Genomic DNA, 18527 nt, shown 5'->3' on the forward strand with positions numbered 1-18527 from the left:
CGCGTCAACGTCGATCTTTCCGGACGGGGAACGTCCCATGAGCGTTGCGCACCGCCCCCTCCCGGGTCGGCGCGCGTCCACGCGCTCCTGATCTCCGGGTCATCCCCCGTTCATACGGCGGGTGCTGTCGGGCCCGATCCGGCTTCGTACGGCTGTCTGGACCTCGGCCTCCTCGGCCGGGTCGGCGGCGAGTCGGCGCAGCTGGTCGACGACCCTGGCGTCACCGGTCTCGGCGTGCCGGGCGGCGACCTCGCGGGTGGTCTCCTCGCAGTCCCACAGGCATTCGACGGCGAAGCCGACGGCGAAGGAGGGGTCGGTGGCGGCGAGGGCCCGGGCGGCCCGGCCCCGCAGGTGGGACGAGGCGGTCTCGCGGTAGACGTGGCGCAGAACAGGGGCCGCGCAGACGATACCGAGCCGCCCCGCGCCGTCCACGAGGGTCCACAGGGTCGGCGCGTCGGGCCCTTCGCCCCGTACGGCCTCCCTCAGTGCGCCGAGGACGAGGTCGCTGTCCCGGGTGCCGCCCAGACAGGCGAGCATCCGTCCGGCGGCGGCGCCCAGGGGGTCGGGCCGGTGGACCCACCCGCGCGCGCGGTCGACGGCGGCGATACTGCGCATACGTTCGAATGCGTCGACGGCGGCCTCCACGACGGCCGTCGTGCCGTCGGCGACCGCGCCCTCGACCAAATCGAGGGCATCGGGATCATTGCTGTCCGCGAGATAGCGCAGGGCCGTACAGCGGGCGCCGTCGCCACCGCTGCGGGCCGCCGCCAGGATCTGGGGCCGGTCCTCCGGACCTGCCACGGCCGTCAGACAGCGCGCGGCGGGCACATGAAGGACGGCACCGCGGTCGATGCCCTGCTGGGCCCACTCGAAGACGGCCTGCACGCTCCAGCCCGGGCGGGGCCCGGACGGTCGCATCTGGCGTTGCCAGCGGTCGAAACAGCCGGTCTCCTGGGCGGCACGCACCCGCGTGGAGACCGATTCGCGCGGATCGTCGGCCCACAGCCGCCAGGGCCGGGGCTCGAAGGCGTCCCGCACGACGGCGGCGAGTTCCGCCTCGCCCTCCGCGTCGGTGCCGAAGCGGGCGAGTACGGGGGCGGCGAGGGCGCGCAGCCCCGCGTCGTCGTCCCTGAGCGCCAGTTCGTCCAGCGCCCAGGCCCAGCTGGTGCCGGTGGCGGCATACCTGCGCAGCACCTCGAGTGCGTCCCGCCTGCCGTAGGAGGCGAGGTGCCCGAGGACCGCGAGGGCGAGCCCGGTGCGTGACTCGTCGGTGTCGAGGATGTCCTCGGCGTCGAAGAGATGGGCCTCGATCTCGTCGAGCTCGCCGTGGAGATCGACATAGAGACGGGCGTAGTAGAGGGAGCGGTTCTCCACCTGCCAGTCGTGGCGGGGGTCGTGGAGCACGCAGTGGTTCAGTGCCGCGAGCGCGTCGGCCCGCGGTGCGGTGAGCGCGTGCAGCGTGCCGTCGCCGCGGCCCCTCTGGAGCAGGCCGAGCAGCGTTCCGCTGGGCGCTATGACCGGATCGAACATGGGAAACAGCCTCACATCAAGCGTCGACGCAACCGGGATCCTGCTTTACCTGGCCACGTGACAACACGTCGGGGCGCCCGCCGTTTCCTGCTTGCTGTAGACCATCTTCCTCTGCCTCTCGTAGGTGGGCCCATGCGGACCGCATCACGGCCCGCGCGGTGCGGCAACATCTGCCCAGCCATCACGTCCATGAATCACGACGTCATGATGACCCGGCTGTTCAAGCTGCCGCGACCGTATTTCCGGCGGCCCCGTTCCGCCTCCCCCGTTTTCCTTGTCCTAGCTGGTCAGCGCGTACGACTCAGTGTGCGCCGAACAGCTCCAGCAGTTCCGTCTTGCCGAACATCCGAGCGGTGTCGAGGGCCGAGGGCATGCCCGCGGCCGGGTTGGCGCCACCCTCCAGGAGTGCCTGGATGACATCCTGCGCACCCTTGAAAACGGCCCCGGCGAGTGGTGTCTGACCCCGGTCGTTGACCCGGTCCCCGTCGGCACCGCGGGCGAGGAGCGCCCGGACCGCGTCGGCGTGGCCGTGGTAGGCGGCGAGCATCACCAGGGAGTCGCCGCGGTCGTTGGTGAGGTCGGCCGGTACGCCCGCGTCGACGTACGCCACGAGTGCCTCGGTCTGCCCCTGCCGGGCCAGATCGAAGATCTTCGTCGCCAGCTCCACGACCTCGGGGTCGGGGGCTTCACTCATCGGCCGGACCACCTCTCGTTACAACCGTACGGGTGAATCGCCAGAGTACTGGCTTAACAGGCGCATGACCCGACACCTCAGCAGCAAAGATCAGCACGCCCGGATCACACCAAACAGGTACGCCATGCGGGTGAAATACGCCGAAATTCATCCGATTGCACCTTTTATCGTATGGATACATGCTGTGATCCTGGAAGAACTCATGGTGACTGTCCCCACCACACCAGGAGATCCTCATGATCCTCTCCATGTCCGGCGTCGTTCTGCTCGGCATCATCGTCTTCCTCTTCTTCAAGAAGGACGGCCTCAAGGGGTCGCACGCCTTCGTCGCCGCGCTGTTCGGCTTCTACCTCGCGAGCACCGCCATCGCACCGAGCATCAAGGCCGGCGGCGAGAGCCTGGCGAGCCTGCTCGGCGGAATCAAGTTCTGACGCCCGTCCCGCCCACACCCACCCAGGAGACAGCAGTGGCCCGGCGCCCCCTCCCCCGCATCCTGAGCAACGGCAGCGCACAGATCGCCCGGAGCCGGGAGCTGGCCCGGACCGCTGCGGACAGCGCCACCGACGTCCTCCACCCGCTGATCACGATCAGCCGGGGTCTTCGCCGACTGGCCGCGGCCGGACGGCGCAAGTGGGCGGACACGCCCAAGGACAGGCGCGGGCCACTGCTGTTCCTGGTGGCCTCGGTGGTCCTGGTCGTGGCCCTCGTGCCGTACGGCCCGCTGCTCGCCGTCATCTCGGTGATGGCGGCAGCGGCCTGGCACGGCCGCGACCGCGCCCCGGCGGAGCCCGACGGCCCCGACGAGTCCCAGACCCAGCGCCTCCAGTCCCTGTACGACGCGCTGGTCCCCTACTTCTCCACCCCCGACGACCCCACTCCTCTCTACGCCCACGGCGGCGACTGGGAGAAGACCTTCCCCGCATACGAGTTCGACGGCACCGGCCGCGTCTCGCACCTGGTGGTGCGCTACCCGGCGTACTTCACCGACGGCGAGGCCGGCTCCCGCGCGCGGATCGAGCAGTTGCTGCACGCCAAGTCGGGCCGGGGCCGCGAGTACCACTTCGCGTGGGACGAGGAGGGCAACCAGCTCACGGTGACCGTCCTGTCGCCGCTGCCCACCGACATCGCCGCGCAGCGCTTCGTCACGTCCCCGGGCGAGACGGTGCTCGGCTTCACGGACCCCACCCAGGTACAGCGCACTCTCCCCCTCGGCCACGGCGAGGAGCAGCGCGATGTCCCGCCGGTCGTCTGGCGCACGGGTCCTCGCTCCACCGAACCGCACCTCCTGGTGATGGGCGAGCCGGGCAGCGGTACCACGACCCTCCTGCGTTCGATCGCCCTCCAGGCCCTGCAGTACGGCGATGTCCTGATCGTCGACGGCAGCGGCACCGGCGAGTACGCGTGCCTGACCGGCCGGGACGGCGTACTGGCTGTCGAGTGTGCCGCGTCCGGCGCCGTGGCGAGCCTCGAATGGGCCGGCCACGAAACGGAACGCCGGCTGATCGCGGCCAACCACGCCCGCCAGGCCGGTCAGCCGCTGCCCGACGACACCCGCCGCCCGCTCTGGCTCCTCCTCGACCGCCCCGGAGCCCTCGCTCATCTGGCCGCCGCCGACGGCCGCCCCGACCCCCAGTCCCTGCTCCAGGTCCCCCTGCGGCACGGCCGGGCGGCGAACGTCACGGTCGTGGTGGCGGAACAGTTCGACAGCGCGGACACCCTGAGCGACGCCGTACGGCAGCACACGCGCGCGCGTGTCGTCCTCGGCCACGCGTCCTCCACCCAACTGGAGGCGGTCCTTGGCGCGCCACCGCACACGACACCGGTCCCGGTCATGCCCCCGGGCCGCGGCTACGCCCGCCTGGGCGCCGGCCCTGTCCACCGTCTCCAGGTTCCGGCCACCCCGGACCCCCACGACGACGCGACGAGCGACGCCCAGCGCCAGGCGGTGCTGGAACTGCTGCCGCCGCGATCGGCTCAGACGCTCGTGAAACAGGAACAAGAGCAGGAACAGGAGCCGGTGGCCTAGTCACGCCCCCTCGGCCCGGCCCCGCCCACCGCTCAGGCCACGAAAGTGCGGGGGGAATCGGCGCCCCCCGACCCCCCACTCGCCACGATCCGCGCCGCGGCGGCCAGCCGGACGGCGGCCTCGTCGGCCACCGCTCCCCCCACGGTGAACGGCAACCGCACATACCCCTCGAATGCACCGTCGACCCCGAACCGCGGTCCCGAGGGCACCCGCACACCCACCCGCTCCCCCGCCTCGGCGATCCGTGACCCCGACAGCCCCCCCGTACGGACCCACAGCGTGAGCCCGCCCCTGGGCACCGTGAACTCCCAGTCCGGCAGCTCCCGTCGTACCGCCGCGACCAGCGCGTCCCGGTTGCCCCGGGCCTGTTCGCGCCGCAGCTCGACCGCCTGCTCCCAACCGCCGGTGCTCAGCAACCAGTTGATGGCCAGCTGTTCGAGTACGGGCGTGCCCAGGTCCGCGTATGCACGCGCGGCGACGAGGCTGCGGATCACGTCCGGAGCCGCCCTCACCCAGCCGATGCGCATCCCGGCCCAGAAGGCCTTGCTGGCGGAACCCACGGTGATGACCGTCGACCCGGCCGGGTCGAAGCCGCACACCTGGCGAGGCATCTCGACATCCGGGTCCAGCCACAGCTCGGTCATCGTCTCGTCGGCGACGAGCACCGTCCCCGCCGAGCGGGCCGCCTCGACGAGTTGTCGTCGCTGGTCCTCGTCGGCGAGCGCGCCGGTGGGGTTGTGGAAGTCGGCGACGACGTAGGCGATCCGGGGCGCGGCCTCGCGCAGCACCTGGCGCCAGCGGTCCAGGTCCCAGCCGGCGAGCCCCTCGGCCATCGCGACGGGCACCAGCCGGGCCCCTGCCTCCCGCATCAGCTGAAGGATGTTGGCGTACGAGGGCGACTCCACGGCGATGCGCTCGCCCCGCCCGGCGAACAGGTGGCAGATGGCGTCTATGGCACCCATCGCGCCGGTCGTCACCATGATCTGTTCGGGCATGGTGGGGATCCCGCGCGCGGTGTACCGCTCGGCGATCATCGCGCGCAGCGCGGGCAGGCCGGCCGGGTAGTCGCCGTGCGTGTGCGCGTACGGGGGCAGTTCCTCCAGGGCGCCCTGGACGGCGCGGGTGAGCCACGGCTCGGGCGCGGGCAGGGCCGCCGTACCGAGGTCGATCACCGAGCCGAGCGCCTCGGGAGGCAGCGGCTCGAGCCCGCGCGCGGGAAGTGGGTTGCCCGCGGGTACGGCGGTCCAGCTGCCCGCGCCGCGCCGCGATTCCAGGAAGCCCTCGGCGCGCAGCGCCTCGTATGCGGCGGCGACCGTGGTGCGGCTGACGGAGAGGGCGAGGGCCAGTTCGCGTTCGGCGGGAAGGCGGGCGGCGACCGGCACCCGGCCTTCGAGGACCAGCAGGCGGATGCCGTCGGCGAGTGAGCGGTAGGCGGGCGGGCGGCGGGTGCCGGGGCCTGCCGGGCGGTCCTGCTGGGAGGTGAGCAGCCGGGCGAGCTGCGCGGTACCCACCGCCGATGTCCACTGCACCATGCAGATCAGTCCACCTTCCCCGAATTGGCCATGGATGGGATCAGATCCCAAGCCACAGGGTGTCATGTGCCAGGCCACTACCACCACAGGGGGCAGCTCGTGAGTTCGTTGTCAGCGCCGGACCGGCTCGGCCGACGGTTGATCCAGCTCTACGCCGGACTCACGCTGTACGGCGCCAGCTCGGCCCTGCTCGTCGAGTCGGGCCTCGGCCTGGAGCCGTGGGGCGTGCTGCACCAGGGCCTGGCCGAGCTGACCGGGCTGACCATCGGCGTCGTGTCGATCTTCGTGGGCGCCGCCGTACTGCTCCTGTGGATCCCGCTGCGTCAGCGCCCTGGCCTCGGCACGGTCTCGAACGTCTTCGTCGTCGGCCTCGCCATGGACGGCACCCTCGCCCTGGTCCCCGACGCGCACGCTCTCGCCGCCCGCGTCCCGCTCCTGGTGGCGGGCATCGTCCTCAACGGTGTGGCCACCGGCCTGTACATAGCGGCGAGCTTCGGCCCGGGCCCACGCGACGGCCTGATGACCGGCCTGCACCGGATCACCGGCCGCTCGATCCGGCTCGTCCGTACGGCGATCGAGGTGGCGGTGGTCGCGACGGGCTTCGTCCTGGGCGGCACCGTGGGGATCGGTACGGTCCTGTACGCGGTGGCGATCGGACCGCTGGCACAGCTGTTCCTGCGCGTGTTCGCCGTCCCCGCGGCATCGGACGGCAGCACGGCCGTTGCCGCCGGTCAACCGGAAGAGGCGATACTGCGACCGTGACCACGCGGATACGTCATCCCTACCTCGACCATCCCGGCCCGATCCCCTTCGCCCACCGGGGCGGGGCGGCGGACGGGCTGGAGAACACGATGTTCCAGTTCCGGCGGGCGGTCGAGACGGGCTACCGCTACCTGGAGACCGACGTGCACCGCACGGCGGACGGAAAACTCGTCGCCTTCCACGACTCGACGCTGGACCGGGTGACGGACGGCGGCGGCCTGATCGCGGACCTCCCCTGGTCCGACATACAGCACGCGCGCGTGGCGGGCAGTGAGCCGGTACCCCTCTTCGAGGACCTGCTCGAAGCGTTTCCCGAGGCGCGCTGGAATGTCGACGTCAAGGCCGAACCCGCGCTGCGGCCACTCCTGGACCTGATCGAGCGCACCGACTGCTGGGACCGGATCTGCGTCGGCTCCTTCTCCGAGGCCCGTGTGGTGCGCGCCCAGCGGCTCGCCGGTCCGCGCCTGGCGACCTCGTACGGCACCCGCGGCGTCCTCAACCTCCGACTGCGCTCCTGGCGCCTGCCCGTGGGGGTGCGCCGGTCCGCGGTCGCCGCGCAGGTGCCGGAGTCCCAGTCGGGCATACCGGTGGTCGACCGGAGCTTCGTGCGCACCGCCCACGCGCGCGGGCTGCATGTCCACGTGTGGACGGTCAACGATGCCGATCGCATGCACCGGCTCCTGGACCTGGGAGTGGATGGCATCATGACCGATCACATCGACACGTTGCGCAAGGTTCTGGAGGACCGGGGCACCTGGTTCTGACTCCCCCGCGCGCACCACCTTCACGGGGAAGCAGGGGGCACGGGTGGGCATCGACACCGCACGGAACGAGGCGGCCGACGAGGCCGCCGGGCGCCGCCGTGAACAGCGCGGCTGGTACTTCTACGACTGGGCGTGCTCCGTCTACTCGACGAGTGTGCTCACCGTGTTCCTGGGCCCCTATCTGACGTCGGTCGCCGAAGAGGCGTCGGACGCGGACGGGTTCGTGCACCCGCTGGGCATACCGGTCCGCGCCGGGTCGTTCTTCGCGTACTCGGTGTCCCTGTCGGTCATCGTGGCCGTCGTGGTCATGCCCCTGGTGGGCGCCGCCGCCGACCGCACCGGCCGCAAGAAGCCCCTCCTGGGAGCCGCCGCCTACGTGGGCGCCACGGCGACGGCCGCCATGTTCTTCCTGGACGGCGACCGGTATCTCCTCGGCGGGCTGCTGCTGATCGTCGCCAACGCGGCCCAGTCAGTGTCGATGATGCTCTACAACTCCTACCTCCCCCAGATCGCCACGGTCGAGGAGCGTGACGCGGTCTCCTCGCGCGGCTGGGCGTTCGGCTACGCGGCGGGCTCCCTGGTCCTCGTCGTCAACCTGGTGCTGTACACGGCCCATGACTCCTTCGGCCTGTCGGAGGGCATGGCCGTCCGCATCTGTCTGGCCTCGGCGGGCCTGTGGTGGGGTGCCTTCACCCTCGTACCGCTGCGCAGGCTCCGTGACCACCGGGCCGCCCCGGAGGAGGTCGCCGCGAAGAAGGCCACCTCTCCGGGCCTGCGACAACTCGCGGCGACGGTCCGCGACATGCGCCGCCACCCGCTCACCCTCGCCTTCCTGCTCGCCTACCTCGTCTACAACGACGGCATCCAGACCGTGATCTCCCAGGCCTCGGTGTACGGCTCGGAAGAGCTCGGCCTCGGCCAGTCCACCCTCATCGTGGCGGTGCTGCTGGTGCAGGTGCTCGCGGTGGCGGGGGCGCTGGGGATGGGCCGACTGGCCCGCGTGTACGGGGCCAAGAGGACGATTCTCGGATCCCTGGTGGCGTGGACGGTGACACTGGCGGCGGGGTACTTCCTGCCGGCCGGCGCGCCGGTGTGGTTCTTCGTGCTGGCCGCCGGGATCGGCCTGGTCCTCGGCGGCAGCCAGGCACTGTCCCGGTCGCTGTTCTCGCATCTGGTGCCGCCCGGCAAAGAAGCCGAGTACTTCTCGGCGTACGAGATGAGCGACCGCGGAATGAGCTGGCTCGGCCCGCTTCTGTTCGGGATCACCTACCAGCTGACCGGAAGCTACCGGGACGCGATCATCTCGCTCGTGGCCTTCTTCGTCATCGGGTTCGTGCTGCTCGCCCGGGTTCCGGTAGGGCGGGCGATCCGCGACGCGGGCAATCCCGTTCCCGAAAGGATTTAGCACCGACGGCAAAAAAGCGGTAGTGTACGCCGTTGGCCTGCCAGGCGTACCGTTACTGCGCGTCAAAGATGACTAAACGCTGCGTGATATCTGCTTGCAGATGTGACAAACCGGGCACTGGTGGGTACAACAAGGGACAGCTACGACGGCGACGCATAACCCCGAAACGGGACACGGGACGGGAATCTTTACCGCCGACCGGACGTTGACCGGATGACGACGACAGCGACACCTGTCCTGTGGGCGACAAGCCCGGGAGGCACGATTCATGAGTGAGCGAGCTCTTCGCGGTACGCGCCTCGTGGTGACAAGCTACGAGACGGACCGCGGCATCGACCTGGCCCCGCGCCAGGCCGTGGAGTACGCATGCGAGAAGGGCCATCGTTTTGAGATGCCCTTCTCGGTCGAGGCGGAGATCCCGTCCGAGTGGGAGTGCAAGGTCTGCGGGGCCCAGGCACTCCTCGTGGACGGCGACGGCCCTGAGGAAAAGAAGGCCAAGCCCGCGCGTACACATTGGGACATGCTGATGGAGCGGCGCACCCGAGAGGAACTCGAAGAGGTCCTCGAGGAGCGACTGGCCGTACTCCGCTCCGGAGCGATGAACATCGCGGTACATCCGCGGGACAGCCGCAAGTCCGCGTAGTCCCTCCGGGGGCTGGGCGGCATACAACGCACGCGTGACACCGCGGGTGCCGTACGTGAATTCGGCGTACGGTGCCTGCGGTTTTGCGTTTTCCGGCGTCGGGACCGCAGCCGAGGTGGTGAAAACGTGACAGGCCCGCGCCGAGAAGGCGCGGGCCTGTCACGTTCACGTTCGTAGCCGGGCGTCAGCCGGCCAGCGGCGGTCGTCGCTCCCCCGCGGTCCCGCCCGCCCCGTGGTCCTGGATGACTTCGCCCTGGACCACCTTTCCGTCCGGTCGGCGGATCCTGGCCTGCTGGAAGGCGTCGCCCAGGGTGCCCGGGTTCGACTCCCTCAGTTTGCGTTCGAAGGTGCGTTCCGCATAGCGGCTGATCGCCTTCTGGAGCGGGGGGATCAGCAGGAGCAGGCCCACCGCGTCCGAGATCAGGCCGGGCAGCATCAGCAGCAGACCGCCGAGCATCAGCAGGCCGTTGCCCTCGCTGCCACCAGGGCGGGCCGCGCCTGCCGCAGGTGTGCCGCCCTGCTGCTGTTGCAGCGTCTGAGTGAGGTTGCGGAAGGCCCGGCGGCCCGCTCGCTTGATGACCACGGAGCCGAGCACGAACCCGGCCACCAGGAGCACGAAGACCGCGAAGCCGCTGGCCGCGCCGGCGACCACGGACAGCAGCCAGATCTCCAGCACCAGCCAGGCGGCGATGCCCAGCGGCAGGAACGTACGCAGCCGGGAACGCCGCAGCCGGGCGGGGTGAGTGGGGGTCGGTGCGCCATTCGTCATGCGTCCAGTGTGCCTGGAGCGGGCTCAGCACAGGATAAAAGGACGATCAACAGGACCTGTGACCTCGTACGGGCATACCCGGACGGACCGCTACGGCTTCCTGGTCCTGCCGCGGGCCCGGTTCACTCGCTCCGCCACGCCCCACGTCGTGACCCGCCACAGCGCCTCGACCAGGATGTCGCGGCTCATCTTGGAGTCGCCGTGCTCGCGCTCGACGAAGGTGATGGGCACCTCGACCACGTGGTAGCCGGCCCGGATCGCCCGGCGGGCCAGGTCGACCTGGAAGCAGTAGCCCTGCGAGGCGACCTCGTCGAGGCCGAGGCCTTCGAGGGTCTCGCGGCGGAAGGCACGGTAGCCGCCGGTGACGTCCCGGATGGGTACGTCGAGCAGGACCCGGGAGTAGAGGCTGCCGCCGCGGGAGATGAACTCGCGGGACTTGGGCCAGTTGACCACCCGGCCGCCGGGCACCCAGCGGGAGCCGAGGACCAGGTCGGCGCCCTTGAGGGCGGTCAGCAGGCGGGGCAGTTCCTCGGGCTGGTGGGAGCCGTCGGCGTCCATCTCGATCAGGACGCCGTAGCCGTTGTCCATGCCCCACTGGAAGCCCGCGAGGTAGGCGGCGCCGAGGCCCTCCTTGCCCTTGCGGTGCAGCACCTGGACCTGGTCGTCGCCGGCGGCCAGCTCGTCGGCGAGCTTGCCGGTGCCGTCGGGGCTGTTGTCGTCCGCCACCAGGACATGGACGTCGGGGACCGCCTCGCGCACCCGGCCGACGATCTTCTTGATGTTCTCCGCCTCGTTGTAGGTCGGAATGATCGCCAAGGCCGTGCCGAGCGGGCCGAACCGCCGTCCCTGGGCTTCCGCCGCGAGGGTCCCGTCGCCGTCGTTCACTGCTGCCCCTTCAAGTCCGTACGCAGAGGTCCACCATAGTGGCCGCAGCCTGCGCCGACGTGTCAGCACGTGCGTACGGGGGTGTCTATTCGGCAAGAGCCCGGTAAGGGGGTCCGCTTCGTCACCTTGCGCACGCTGCGGATCGGGGCCCGGCGCCCTTCGGGCCGACCTGGGACCCGCTGGCTGCGGGTCGACCGAAAGCCGTTGTCTACTGGACGTCCGGGCCCCACCCGGGTCACACCTGGCCGACCGGGTGGAACGTTCCGTCGCCGTGGCACGGGCGCTGAGCCTGGCTGCCAGTGGTGGTGCGCCGGTGCGGCACACCATCCCTGACCCAGCGGCGCTGCGGCGACTGCGCGGAGGTTCCCCGGTCGGGCGTCCGGTGGTGGACCCGGCAGAACCTACCGGCCAGCTGCCGTCGGCTGTCAACAGCTGCCTGAGCTGCGGTTCTTTCATCGATCGCCTGGTCAGCGCCGAGGACGCGCAGGTCGTGCGGCGGCGTGTCGGCCACCGATCGGTACCGCGCCACCCCGGGAGATCACTCGCCCGGCCGTACGAACACCGTCCGTCCGCCCACCACTGTGCGCAGGCAGACGGGAAGGTCGGCGCCCGGGGTGAGATCGGGCAGGCCCGGGGTACCGGAGCGTGGGTCGGTGGACCAGCGGGCGACCCGGTCGTCGGGGGCCTGGACCACGAGGGCGTCGGTGCGCCAGAGGGCGTAGTCCGCGGGCGCGCCCGGCACCAGGACGCCCGCGTCGTCGCGGCCGACGGCCCGCCAGCCGCCACGGGTGTGGGCGGTGAACGCCGCGCGGACCGAGATGCGGTGTTCGGGGGTCCGGTGGAAGGCGGCGGCGCGGACCGTGCCCCAGGGGTCGAGCGGGGTGACCGGACTGTCCGAGCCCAGGGCGAGCGGGACACCGGCCTTCAGGAGGGCCGCGAAGGGGTTCAGGGCCCGCGCACGGCCGGTGCCCAGGCGCTGGGCGTACATTCCGTCCTCGCCGCCCCACAGGGCGTCGAAGGCGGGCTGCACGGAGGCGGTGAGGCCCAGCTCGGCGAAGGCGGCGATGGTCTCGGGGGTGAGCATCTCGGCGTGCTCGACGCGGTGCCGGGCGGCTCGGACGCGGGCCAGGCCGACCTTCTCGGCGGCTGCGCGCACGCCCTCGACCACGGAGGTCACGGCGGCGTCCCCGATGGCGTGGAAGCCCGCCTGGAGGCCCGCCTCGGTGCAGGCGACGACATGGGCGGCCACTGCGGCGGTGTCCAGGTAGGCGGTACCCGTACGACCGGCCCGGTCGCTGTACGGCTCGTGCAGGCAGGCGGTGTGCGAGCCGAGGGCGCCGTCGACGAACAGGTCGCCGGCGGCGCCGATCGCGCCGAGGGCGCGGGCTTTCTCGATCCCCTCTTCGCCCTGTTCGGCCCAGTAGCCGACCACGCGCGGGCCAGGCTCCTCGGCGGCGAGGCGCAGCAGGCCGGTGAAGTCGTCCTCCGAGGAGATCTCCGGTCCCGCGCACTCGTGGAGGGAGCCGATGCCGAGCGAGGCGGCGCGTGCAAGGGCGGCCCGCTGGGCCTCGGTGCGCTGTACCGGGGTGACCGCGCCCAGGGCGGCGGCGCGGACCGTGTGGTGGGCGTCGCCGGTCAGCGGGGCATCGGAGCGGCCGGTGTCGCCCCGTACCAGGTCGAGCAGTGCCGTCGTCACGACCGCCGAGTGGACGTCGATGCGGCTGAGGTAGAGCGGGCGACCGCCGGTGGCCTCGTCCAGCTCGGCGCGGGTCGGCGGACGGCCGCCGGGCCAGCGGGCGGCGTCCCAGCCGTGCCCGAGGAGAACTCGGTCGGCGGGGCGGGCGGCGGCGAACGCGCGTACGAGGGTGAGGGCCGCGTCCAGGGAGGGGGCGTCGGAGAGGTCGAGGCCGGTGAGGGCGAGGCCGGTGGCGGTGGTGTGCACGTGTGCGTCGGTGAACGCCGGGGTGACCAGGGCGCCGTCGAGGTCGATCACCTCGTCCGCCGCGCCCGTGAAGGCGTCTGCGGCGCCTTCCGAGCCGACCCAGGCGATGTGTCCGCGCTCGACGAGCATCGCGGTCGCGAAGGGGTCGGCGGGGCTGTGGACTTCGCCGCCTCGGAGGAGGACGGTGTCGGACGGTGCCGGGCGTTCGCTCATGAGGACAGTTTCTCGCGGGCGCCCGGCGGACCCGTACCTGGGGCGCCCCTGCCGGGCACCCCGAACACGGCCGGGCGACCTCAGATCTTCGGCGGTCTCGCCTCGTACGGTGTCGACAGGACCACCGTCGTGCGGGTCGAGACGCCCGCGAGGGTGCGCACCCTGGCCAGCAGCTCCTCCAGCTCGTGGGGGGTGGCGACGCGGACCTTGAGGATGTAGTTCTCCTCGCCCGCCACGCTGTGGCACGCCTCGAGCTCCGGGACGTCCCGGAGGCGTTCCGCGATGTCGTCCGGGGCGCTGGGGTCGAAGGGTTTCACCGAGATGAAGGCCGTCATGGGCAACCCCACGGCCCCCGGGTCGACGACCGCGGCATAGCCGCGGATGACGCCACGCTGTTCCAGCCGGCGCACCCGCTGATGCACTGCAGATGTGGACAGGCCCGTGGCCTTGCCCAGGTCGGTGTAACTCATCCGCCCGTCCTTGACGAGCAGCTGCACGATCTGTCGGTCCAGCTCCTCCATGGCGCAGAACCTACAGTGCGGTTGATCTCCTCCGATACCTGAGCGGTGCAGGTCATGCCCTGTTCGTGATGTGGCCGAGGTGCGCTGTGGGCCGGACGAGGGACAAAAGCATCGCCACGGGCACCTGCGGTCGGCATGTGACGAACGCCACAGTCCTCGAACATGCTCCGTGATGGTCTCGTGATTACGGCTGAGACCGGGCGGGAAGTGCTTGCTGTGGCCGAGGCCGCAGTTGCCTTGTCGGCCCAGCCCGAGGGGGAGTTACCCATGCAGAGTCTTAAGCGCCCTGGTCGCACCGCGCCCAAGAGGCCCCAGTCGGTCGTCGAACTCGAGCCGGAGGGCGTCGAACCCGACGCGCTCGACATCGAGGAACTCGACGACTACGACACCTTCGAGATGTTCCGGGTGATCTGCCCGGACTGCACACAGCCCATCGCGCTGCTCTCGGACGAGGAGATCCTGCCGGAGCACGCGCTGTGCGCGTCGCCGTGGAACCCGTTCGGTCTCACGGTCTGCGCCGGAACGGGTCGCGCGGCGGCCGACGCCCGCTCCGCGGACGAGTCCGCGGAGCCCCAGGAGCAGCACACCGCCCTGCTGTTGACGCTCCCTCAGGGGCTCGACTGGCGGACCCAGCCCTTCTCGCACGTCGGCGGCCCGGCCTCACGCCCGATGCGGGTTCCCGTGCTGCGGCGCCACGCCGCCTGAGCGCGCCCGCTCGAATCTCCCGATCTCCCGGATGTTCCCGCACCACGGCACCCGCAGGCCTGTCGTGGTGCGGGTCCAGTGCGCTCGTGTGCCGTCGCGAACGCAGGGCCGAATCCGGCGCGCGGTGACCTGATCGACCGTCACCGCGTTGCCCTGGCATGACGACCCCCATGTACGCGGCGCCGGGGCGCCCACGCCGGCTCTACGACTCCAGCTCGGCAGAATCGGTTCAGCGGGCTCTGCCGAACCAGGGCCGGCCGAACCCCTCGACACCGCACGACCCGCCCATCTACCGCGCCCTGCTGCGCACCTGGGCCGACGGTGGCCGCACCCTGCCGGGGCGCTACGACCCGGAGTGGGTCCGGCTCGCCGCGCCGCCGCTCGGGCTCGGGATCGTGATCGACCCGTTCAGCGCGTCTCCGGACCCGCCAGGTGACGGGCGATGACCATCCGCTGGATCTGGTTGGTGCCCTCGACGATCTGCAGGACCTTGGCCTCACGCATGTAGCGCTCCACGGGGAAGTCCGCCGTGTAGCCGTAGCCGCCGAGCACCTGGACCGCGTCCGTCGTGACCTTCATCGCCGTGTCGGTGCACAGGAGTTTGGCCATGGCGGCCTGTTTGGAGAACGGCCGGCCGGCGTCGCGCAGCCGTGCCGCCGCGAGGTAAAGCGCCCGGCCCGCCTCGATCTGCGTGGCCATGTCGGCGAGCATGAAGCGCAGCCCCTGGAAGTCGGAGATCGGCCGCCCGAACTGCCGGCGTCCACTCGCGTAGGCCACCGCCTCGTCAAGTGCCGCCTGGGCCAGGCCGATCGCGCAGGCGGCGATGCCGAGGCGTCCGGAGTCGAGTGCGGAAAGTGCGATCGCGAAGCCCTGCCCCTCCTCGCCGATGCGCCGGCCGCCGTCCAGCCGGACCCCGTCGAAGTTGATCTGCGCGGTGGGCGAGCCCTTGAGGCCCATCTTCCGTTCCGGCGCGGCGGCGCTCAGTCCGGCCGCGTCGCCGGGGGCGAGAAAAGCGGTGATTCCGCGCGGGCCCTCCTCGCCGGTACGTGCCATGACCGTGTAGAAGTCGGCGATGCCGCCGTGCGTGATCCAGGCCTTGGTACCGGTGAGCACCCAGTGGTCGCCGTCCCTGACCGCCTTCGTGCTCAGGGAGGCGGCGTCGGAGCCGGACGCGGGTTCGGAGAGGCAGTACGCGCCGAGGAGGCCGCCGCCGAGCATCGCGGGCAGATGTTCGGCCTGTTGCTCCTTGGTGCCGTAGCTCGCGAGGGCGTGGCAGGACAGCGTGTGCACGCTGGCGCCGAGGCCGACGGTGAGACGGGCCGCGGCGAGTTCTTCGAGGACCTGGAGGTAGACCTCGTACGGCTGGTCGCCGCCGCCGTGGTCGGAGGAGTACGGGAGACCGAGCAGCCCCGACTCCGAGAGCAGGGCGAAGACTTCGCGTGGGAAGCGGCCGGCTTCCTCCTCCTCGGCCGACTTCGGGACGATCTCGCGCTGGGCGATGTCACGGACGAGCGAGATCAGGTCCCGGGCCTCGTCCGTGGGCAGTTGACGGTCCACCGGCTGCGGGGCGTAATCGGGCATGTCGACGCTCTCCTCCCTGTCGGGCGCGACGGCACACGCGCGCCTGAGTAGGGGGCGTCCGCCGGTCTCACTGGTCACGGCCGATGCTGGCCCTTCCGGGTCGCGGAAGCGGTCGGCGAACGGCTGTGGAGCTGCGAGTATGCCCGATCGGCGGCACCGCGTCATCGGTTAACGAGCGTTTATTCGATCACACCTCGGGGCAGCGGGCTCGACCGGGAATTGGTCCGAACCATTGACCGCACTGGTCTAGTCCTCTTACTGTGCCCTCGGTTCCTGACACCATCTCCCCCACGCTCCCCTCCCTCCCGAGGAGACAGCTCGATGCACCGACCGCATCTCCCCCGCGTCCGATTCAAGGCGCTTGTGTCCGCCGCGTGTTGTGCCGTTCTCGGCGCCGGACTGCTGGCCGGCGCGGGCACCGCGACCGCCGCGCAGCCGGCCTCGAAGGCCGCCGTGAAACCCGTTCCGAAGGCCGCCGGCTCCAAGGTCGTCGGTTACTTCACCGAATGGGGCACGTACGACCGCAAGTACTACGTCAAGAACATCCAGACGTCCGGTTCTGCCGCCCGGCTGACCCACGTCAACTACGCCTTCGGCAACGTCATCGGCGGCAAGTGCGCGATGGGCGACGCCGATGCGGCGACCGGCCGGGCGTACACCGCCGCCGAGTCGGTGGACGGGGTCGCCGACACCGCGAGCCAGCCGCTGCGCGGCAACTTCAACCAGCTGCGCGAGCTGAAGCGCAAGCATCCGAACCTCAAGGTCCTCTGGTCGTTCGGTGGTTGGACCTGGTCGAGCGGTTTCGGCGAGGCCGCGCAGAATCCGGCCGCGTTCGCCAAGTCCTGCTACGACCTGGTCGAGAACTCCAAGTGGGCCGACGTGTTCGACGGCATCGACATCGACTGGGAGTACCCGAACACCTGCGGCAACACCTGCGACACCAGCGGCAGAGCGGCCTTCAAGAACGTGATGGCGGCGCTGCGGGCGAAGTTCGGCTCCGGCAACCTGGTCACGGCGGCGATCACGGCCGACGCCACCGCCGGCGGCAAGATCGATGCGGCGGACTACGCGGGCGCGGCCCGGTACGTCGACTGGTACAACCCGATGACGTACGACTACTTCGGTGCCTGGGCGGCGACCGGTCCGACGGCACCGCACTCCGCGCTGAACTCGTACTCAGGCATCCCCCAGGCCGGCTACTACACCTCGGCGACCATCGCGAAGCTCAAGGGCCTCGGCATCCCGGCCTCCAAGCTGCTGCTCGGCATCGGGTTCTACGGGCGCGGCTGGACCGGCGTCACACAGTCGGCACCCGGCGGCACGGCGACGGGTCCGGCGGCGGGTACGTACGAGGCGGGCTTCGAGGACTACAAAGTGCTGAAGTCCAAGTGCCCCGCGACCGGCACCGTCGGCGGAACGGCGTACGCCAAGTGCGGGAGCGACTGGTGGAGTTACGACACCCCGGCGACCATCGGGACGAAGATGGCGTACAAGAACCAGCAGGGGCTCGGCGGCACGTTCTTCTGGGAGCTGAGCGGCGACACCTCGAACGGTGAGCTGGTCAGGGCGATCAAGTAGGCGTATCCGGAGGGCGGTTGGGGGTGGAGGCCACGAGCCTTCGCCCCCGCTGCCGTCAGTTGTCCCGGCGGGCCGGCTCCGGTGTCACATACGTCGGGTCGAGTTCCTCGATGGCGCGCATGGCGCCGCCCAGCATCTTCACCAGGAGCTCGCGCATGGTGTCGCGGGAGAGCTGGGGGCGGTCGATCCAGTCGAGGGTGGCGCCCTCCACGCTGCACACCCAGCCGAACAGGCCCATGCGGGCCAGCGGTCCGATGTCCTGCCTGCCGTACGCGCCCTCGGCGATGGTCGCGACGATCGCCTCGCGCACCCCGTCCCGGATGGCGTGCACCTCGGCGTCGAAGCCGACGCCGCCGCTGACGATCGTGCGGTAGGCGGCCTGGTTGTGCTCGGCGAACCGCAGGTAGGCGTCGAGAGTGCGGTGCACCCGGTCCACGGGTGCGTGGACGAGGCCGCTGGACGCGAAGGTGACCAGGTCGGCGACCGAGTCCTCGACGATGGCGAGGTAGTAGCCGCGCTTGGACTGGAAGTAGTAGTAGATCAGTCCTTTGGCGACCTGCGCCTGACGTGCGATGTCGTCCATCGACAGAGCGTCGTACGACCTGTCGGCGAACAACTTCCGTCCGATGGCGATGAGTTCGGCGCGTCGCGTCAGAGAGCGGTCGGTGCCGCGCGCCCGCGGGCGTTCGGTGGCAGGCTGTCGACTACTGTTCAACTTGGGGCCCTGGTCTCCAACTGCGGGCGGGACATCCGAAGTATGGCAGACCGGAGCCACCTGCACGTTCGACTCTGATCGACAGGGCGGGGGCCCGTTCGAGGCGGATCGCACCGGGTCAGAGCAGGCCGAGTTGGACGACGAGCATGGCGAGCACGACCACGAACGTCCAGCCCATGACGTGCTCGAAGATCTTCGGGCCGTCCTCCCGGGGACCACCGGTACGGGTACGGACGGGGGCTGCGGCAGTGCTCGCGGTCAT

19 protein-coding genes are annotated in these 18527 nt (G+C 70.9%); 9 read left to right on the forward strand and 10 right to left on the reverse strand.

Annotated elements, in window-relative coordinates; translation table 11 throughout:
* Nucleotides 1–99: 99 nt before the first annotated feature.
* Both G3I56_RS10065 and G3I56_RS10070 read right to left on the reverse strand, forming a co-directional pair.
* Nucleotides 100–1530: a HEAT repeat domain-containing protein gene (locus tag G3I56_RS10065; RefSeq protein ID WP_164408570.1), complete on the reverse strand. Its 1431-nt coding sequence runs from the start codon at nucleotides 1528–1530 to the stop codon at nucleotides 100–102.
* A 301-nt stretch (nucleotides 1531–1831) separates the two neighbouring features.
* On the reverse strand, nucleotides 1832–2224 hold the full coding sequence (locus G3I56_RS10070; RefSeq protein WP_164408571.1) for an ankyrin repeat domain-containing protein: 393 nt from the start codon (nucleotides 2222–2224) through the stop codon (nucleotides 1832–1834).
* 236 nt (nucleotides 2225–2460) lie between these two features.
* Here G3I56_RS10070 and G3I56_RS10075 point away from each other — a divergent pair, with 236 nt between their 5' ends.
* Nucleotides 2461–2655, forward strand: coding sequence for a hypothetical protein (locus tag G3I56_RS10075; RefSeq protein WP_006377407.1), 195 nt, complete (start codon nucleotides 2461–2463; stop codon nucleotides 2653–2655).
* 35 nt (nucleotides 2656–2690) lie between these two features.
* A complete protein-coding gene (locus tag G3I56_RS10080; RefSeq protein WP_164408572.1) occupies nucleotides 2691–4250 on the forward strand; it encodes a hypothetical protein in 1560 nt (519 codons plus the stop codon).
* A 32-nt stretch (nucleotides 4251–4282) separates the two neighbouring features.
* Here the strand turns inward: G3I56_RS10080 and G3I56_RS10085 are convergent, their stop codons facing one another.
* Complete coding sequence (locus tag G3I56_RS10085) at nucleotides 4283–5782, reverse strand: PLP-dependent aminotransferase family protein (protein WP_164408573.1); 1500 nt, start codon at nucleotides 5780–5782, stop codon at nucleotides 4283–4285.
* 108 nt (nucleotides 5783–5890) lie between these two features.
* Between G3I56_RS10085 and G3I56_RS10090 the strand changes: the two genes are divergently transcribed.
* The 4 genes from G3I56_RS10090 (at nucleotide 5891) to G3I56_RS10105 (ending at nucleotide 9356) form a co-directional block, all read left to right on the forward strand.
* Nucleotides 5891–6544: a hypothetical protein gene (locus tag G3I56_RS10090; RefSeq protein ID WP_164408841.1), complete on the forward strand. Its 654-nt coding sequence runs from the start codon at nucleotides 5891–5893 to the stop codon at nucleotides 6542–6544.
* Nucleotides 6541–7308 (forward strand): glycerophosphodiester phosphodiesterase, encoded by a 768-nt coding sequence (locus G3I56_RS10095; RefSeq protein WP_164408574.1) that lies wholly within the window; start codon nucleotides 6541–6543, stop codon nucleotides 7306–7308. The genes G3I56_RS10090 and G3I56_RS10095 overlap by 4 nt, the downstream gene beginning before the upstream one ends.
* Before the next feature lie 43 nt (nucleotides 7309–7351).
* Nucleotides 7352–8713: an MFS transporter gene (locus G3I56_RS10100; RefSeq protein WP_164408575.1), complete on the forward strand. Its 1362-nt coding sequence runs from the start codon at nucleotides 7352–7354 to the stop codon at nucleotides 8711–8713.
* A gap of 268 nt (nucleotides 8714–8981) precedes the next feature.
* Nucleotides 8982–9356: an RNA polymerase-binding protein RbpA gene (locus tag G3I56_RS10105; protein WP_164314920.1), complete on the forward strand. Its 375-nt coding sequence runs from the start codon at nucleotides 8982–8984 to the stop codon at nucleotides 9354–9356.
* A 184-nt stretch (nucleotides 9357–9540) separates the two neighbouring features.
* Here G3I56_RS10105 and fxsA read toward each other — a convergent pair whose 3' ends face one another.
* The 4 genes from fxsA to G3I56_RS10125 form a co-directional block, all read right to left on the reverse strand.
* Nucleotides 9541–10125, reverse strand: a complete 585-nt coding sequence (gene fxsA / locus G3I56_RS10110; protein ID WP_164408576.1) for an FxsA family membrane protein — start codon at nucleotides 10123–10125, stop codon at nucleotides 9541–9543.
* A 90-nt stretch (nucleotides 10126–10215) separates the two neighbouring features.
* On the reverse strand, nucleotides 10216–11010 hold the full coding sequence (locus tag G3I56_RS10115; protein WP_164408577.1) for a polyprenol monophosphomannose synthase: 795 nt from the start codon (nucleotides 11008–11010) through the stop codon (nucleotides 10216–10218).
* A 538-nt stretch (nucleotides 11011–11548) separates the two neighbouring features.
* Nucleotides 11549–13165, reverse strand: coding sequence for an amidohydrolase (locus tag G3I56_RS10120; RefSeq protein ID WP_164408578.1), 1617 nt, complete (start codon nucleotides 13163–13165; stop codon nucleotides 11549–11551).
* A gap of 80 nt (nucleotides 13166–13245) precedes the next feature.
* Nucleotides 13246–13686: an Lrp/AsnC family transcriptional regulator gene (locus G3I56_RS10125; protein WP_164408579.1), complete on the reverse strand. Its 441-nt coding sequence runs from the start codon at nucleotides 13684–13686 to the stop codon at nucleotides 13246–13248.
* 267 nt (nucleotides 13687–13953) lie between these two features.
* Between G3I56_RS10125 and G3I56_RS10130 the strand changes: the two genes are divergently transcribed.
* Both G3I56_RS10130 and G3I56_RS10135 read left to right on the forward strand, forming a co-directional pair.
* Nucleotides 13954–14391, forward strand: coding sequence for a hypothetical protein (locus tag G3I56_RS10130; protein ID WP_164408580.1), 438 nt, complete (start codon nucleotides 13954–13956; stop codon nucleotides 14389–14391).
* Nucleotides 14392–14549: 158 nt separating this feature from the next.
* Nucleotides 14550–14837: a hypothetical protein gene (locus G3I56_RS10135; RefSeq protein WP_239134814.1), complete on the forward strand. Its 288-nt coding sequence runs from the start codon at nucleotides 14550–14552 to the stop codon at nucleotides 14835–14837.
* Here the strand turns inward: G3I56_RS10135 and G3I56_RS10140 are convergent.
* Nucleotides 14800–15972, reverse strand: a complete 1173-nt coding sequence (locus G3I56_RS10140) for an acyl-CoA dehydrogenase family protein (RefSeq protein ID WP_164408581.1) — start codon at nucleotides 15970–15972, stop codon at nucleotides 14800–14802. The genes G3I56_RS10135 and G3I56_RS10140 overlap by 38 nt on opposite strands.
* 321 nt (nucleotides 15973–16293) lie before the next feature.
* Between G3I56_RS10140 and G3I56_RS10145 the strand changes: the two genes are divergently transcribed.
* Nucleotides 16294–17550, forward strand: a complete 1257-nt coding sequence (locus G3I56_RS10145) for a glycoside hydrolase family 18 protein (protein WP_164408582.1) — start codon at nucleotides 16294–16296, stop codon at nucleotides 17548–17550.
* Nucleotides 17551–17605: 55 nt separating this feature from the next.
* Here the strand turns inward: G3I56_RS10145 and G3I56_RS10150 are convergent, their stop codons facing one another.
* Nucleotides 17606–18265 (reverse strand): TetR/AcrR family transcriptional regulator, encoded by a 660-nt coding sequence (locus tag G3I56_RS10150; RefSeq protein ID WP_164408583.1) that lies wholly within the window; start codon nucleotides 18263–18265, stop codon nucleotides 17606–17608.
* 118 nt (nucleotides 18266–18383) lie between these two features.
* Nucleotides 18384–18527: an SCO1431 family membrane protein gene (locus G3I56_RS10155; RefSeq protein ID WP_164408584.1), complete on the reverse strand. Its 144-nt coding sequence runs from the start codon at nucleotides 18525–18527 to the stop codon at nucleotides 18384–18386.

Origin of the sequence: Streptomyces sp. SID12488, assembly GCF_010548275.1 — a bacterium.
GTDB lineage: Bacteria > Actinomycetota > Actinomycetes > Streptomycetales > Streptomycetaceae > Streptomyces.

What these genes read in the sequence shown, in the direction of transcription:
- G3I56_RS10065 (WP_164408570.1), bottom strand. Translation starts at nt 1,530, where the DNA reads ATGTTCGATCCGGTCATAGCGCCCAGCGGAACGCTGCTCGGCCTGCTC.
- G3I56_RS10070 (WP_164408571.1), bottom strand. Translation starts at nt 2,224, where the DNA reads ATGAGTGAAGCCCCCGACCCCGAGGTCGTGGAGCTGGCGACGAAGATC.
- G3I56_RS10075 (WP_006377407.1), top strand. Translation starts at nt 2,461, where the DNA reads ATGATCCTCTCCATGTCCGGCGTCGTTCTGCTCGGCATCATCGTCTTC.
- G3I56_RS10085 (WP_164408573.1), bottom strand. Translation starts at nt 5,782, where the DNA reads ATGGTGCAGTGGACATCGGCGGTGGGTACCGCGCAGCTCGCCCGGCTG.
- G3I56_RS10105 (WP_164314920.1), top strand. Translation starts at nt 8,982, where the DNA reads ATGAGTGAGCGAGCTCTTCGCGGTACGCGCCTCGTGGTGACAAGCTAC.
- fxsA (WP_164408576.1), bottom strand. Translation starts at nt 10,125, where the DNA reads ATGACGAATGGCGCACCGACCCCCACTCACCCCGCCCGGCTGCGGCGT.
- G3I56_RS10120 (WP_164408578.1), bottom strand. Translation starts at nt 13,165, where the DNA reads ATGAGCGAACGCCCGGCACCGTCCGACACCGTCCTCCTCCGAGGCGGC.
- G3I56_RS10125 (WP_164408579.1), bottom strand. Translation starts at nt 13,686, where the DNA reads ATGGAGGAGCTGGACCGACAGATCGTGCAGCTGCTCGTCAAGGACGGG.
- G3I56_RS10130 (WP_164408580.1), top strand. Translation starts at nt 13,954, where the DNA reads ATGCAGAGTCTTAAGCGCCCTGGTCGCACCGCGCCCAAGAGGCCCCAG.
- G3I56_RS10135 (WP_239134814.1), top strand. Translation starts at nt 14,550, where the DNA reads ATGACGACCCCCATGTACGCGGCGCCGGGGCGCCCACGCCGGCTCTAC.
- G3I56_RS10140 (WP_164408581.1), bottom strand. Translation starts at nt 15,972, where the DNA reads ATGCCCGATTACGCCCCGCAGCCGGTGGACCGTCAACTGCCCACGGAC.
- G3I56_RS10145 (WP_164408582.1), top strand. Translation starts at nt 16,294, where the DNA reads ATGCACCGACCGCATCTCCCCCGCGTCCGATTCAAGGCGCTTGTGTCC.
- G3I56_RS10155 (WP_164408584.1), bottom strand. Translation starts at nt 18,527, where the DNA reads ATGACCGCGAGCACTGCCGCAGCCCCCGTCCGTACCCGTACCGGTGGT.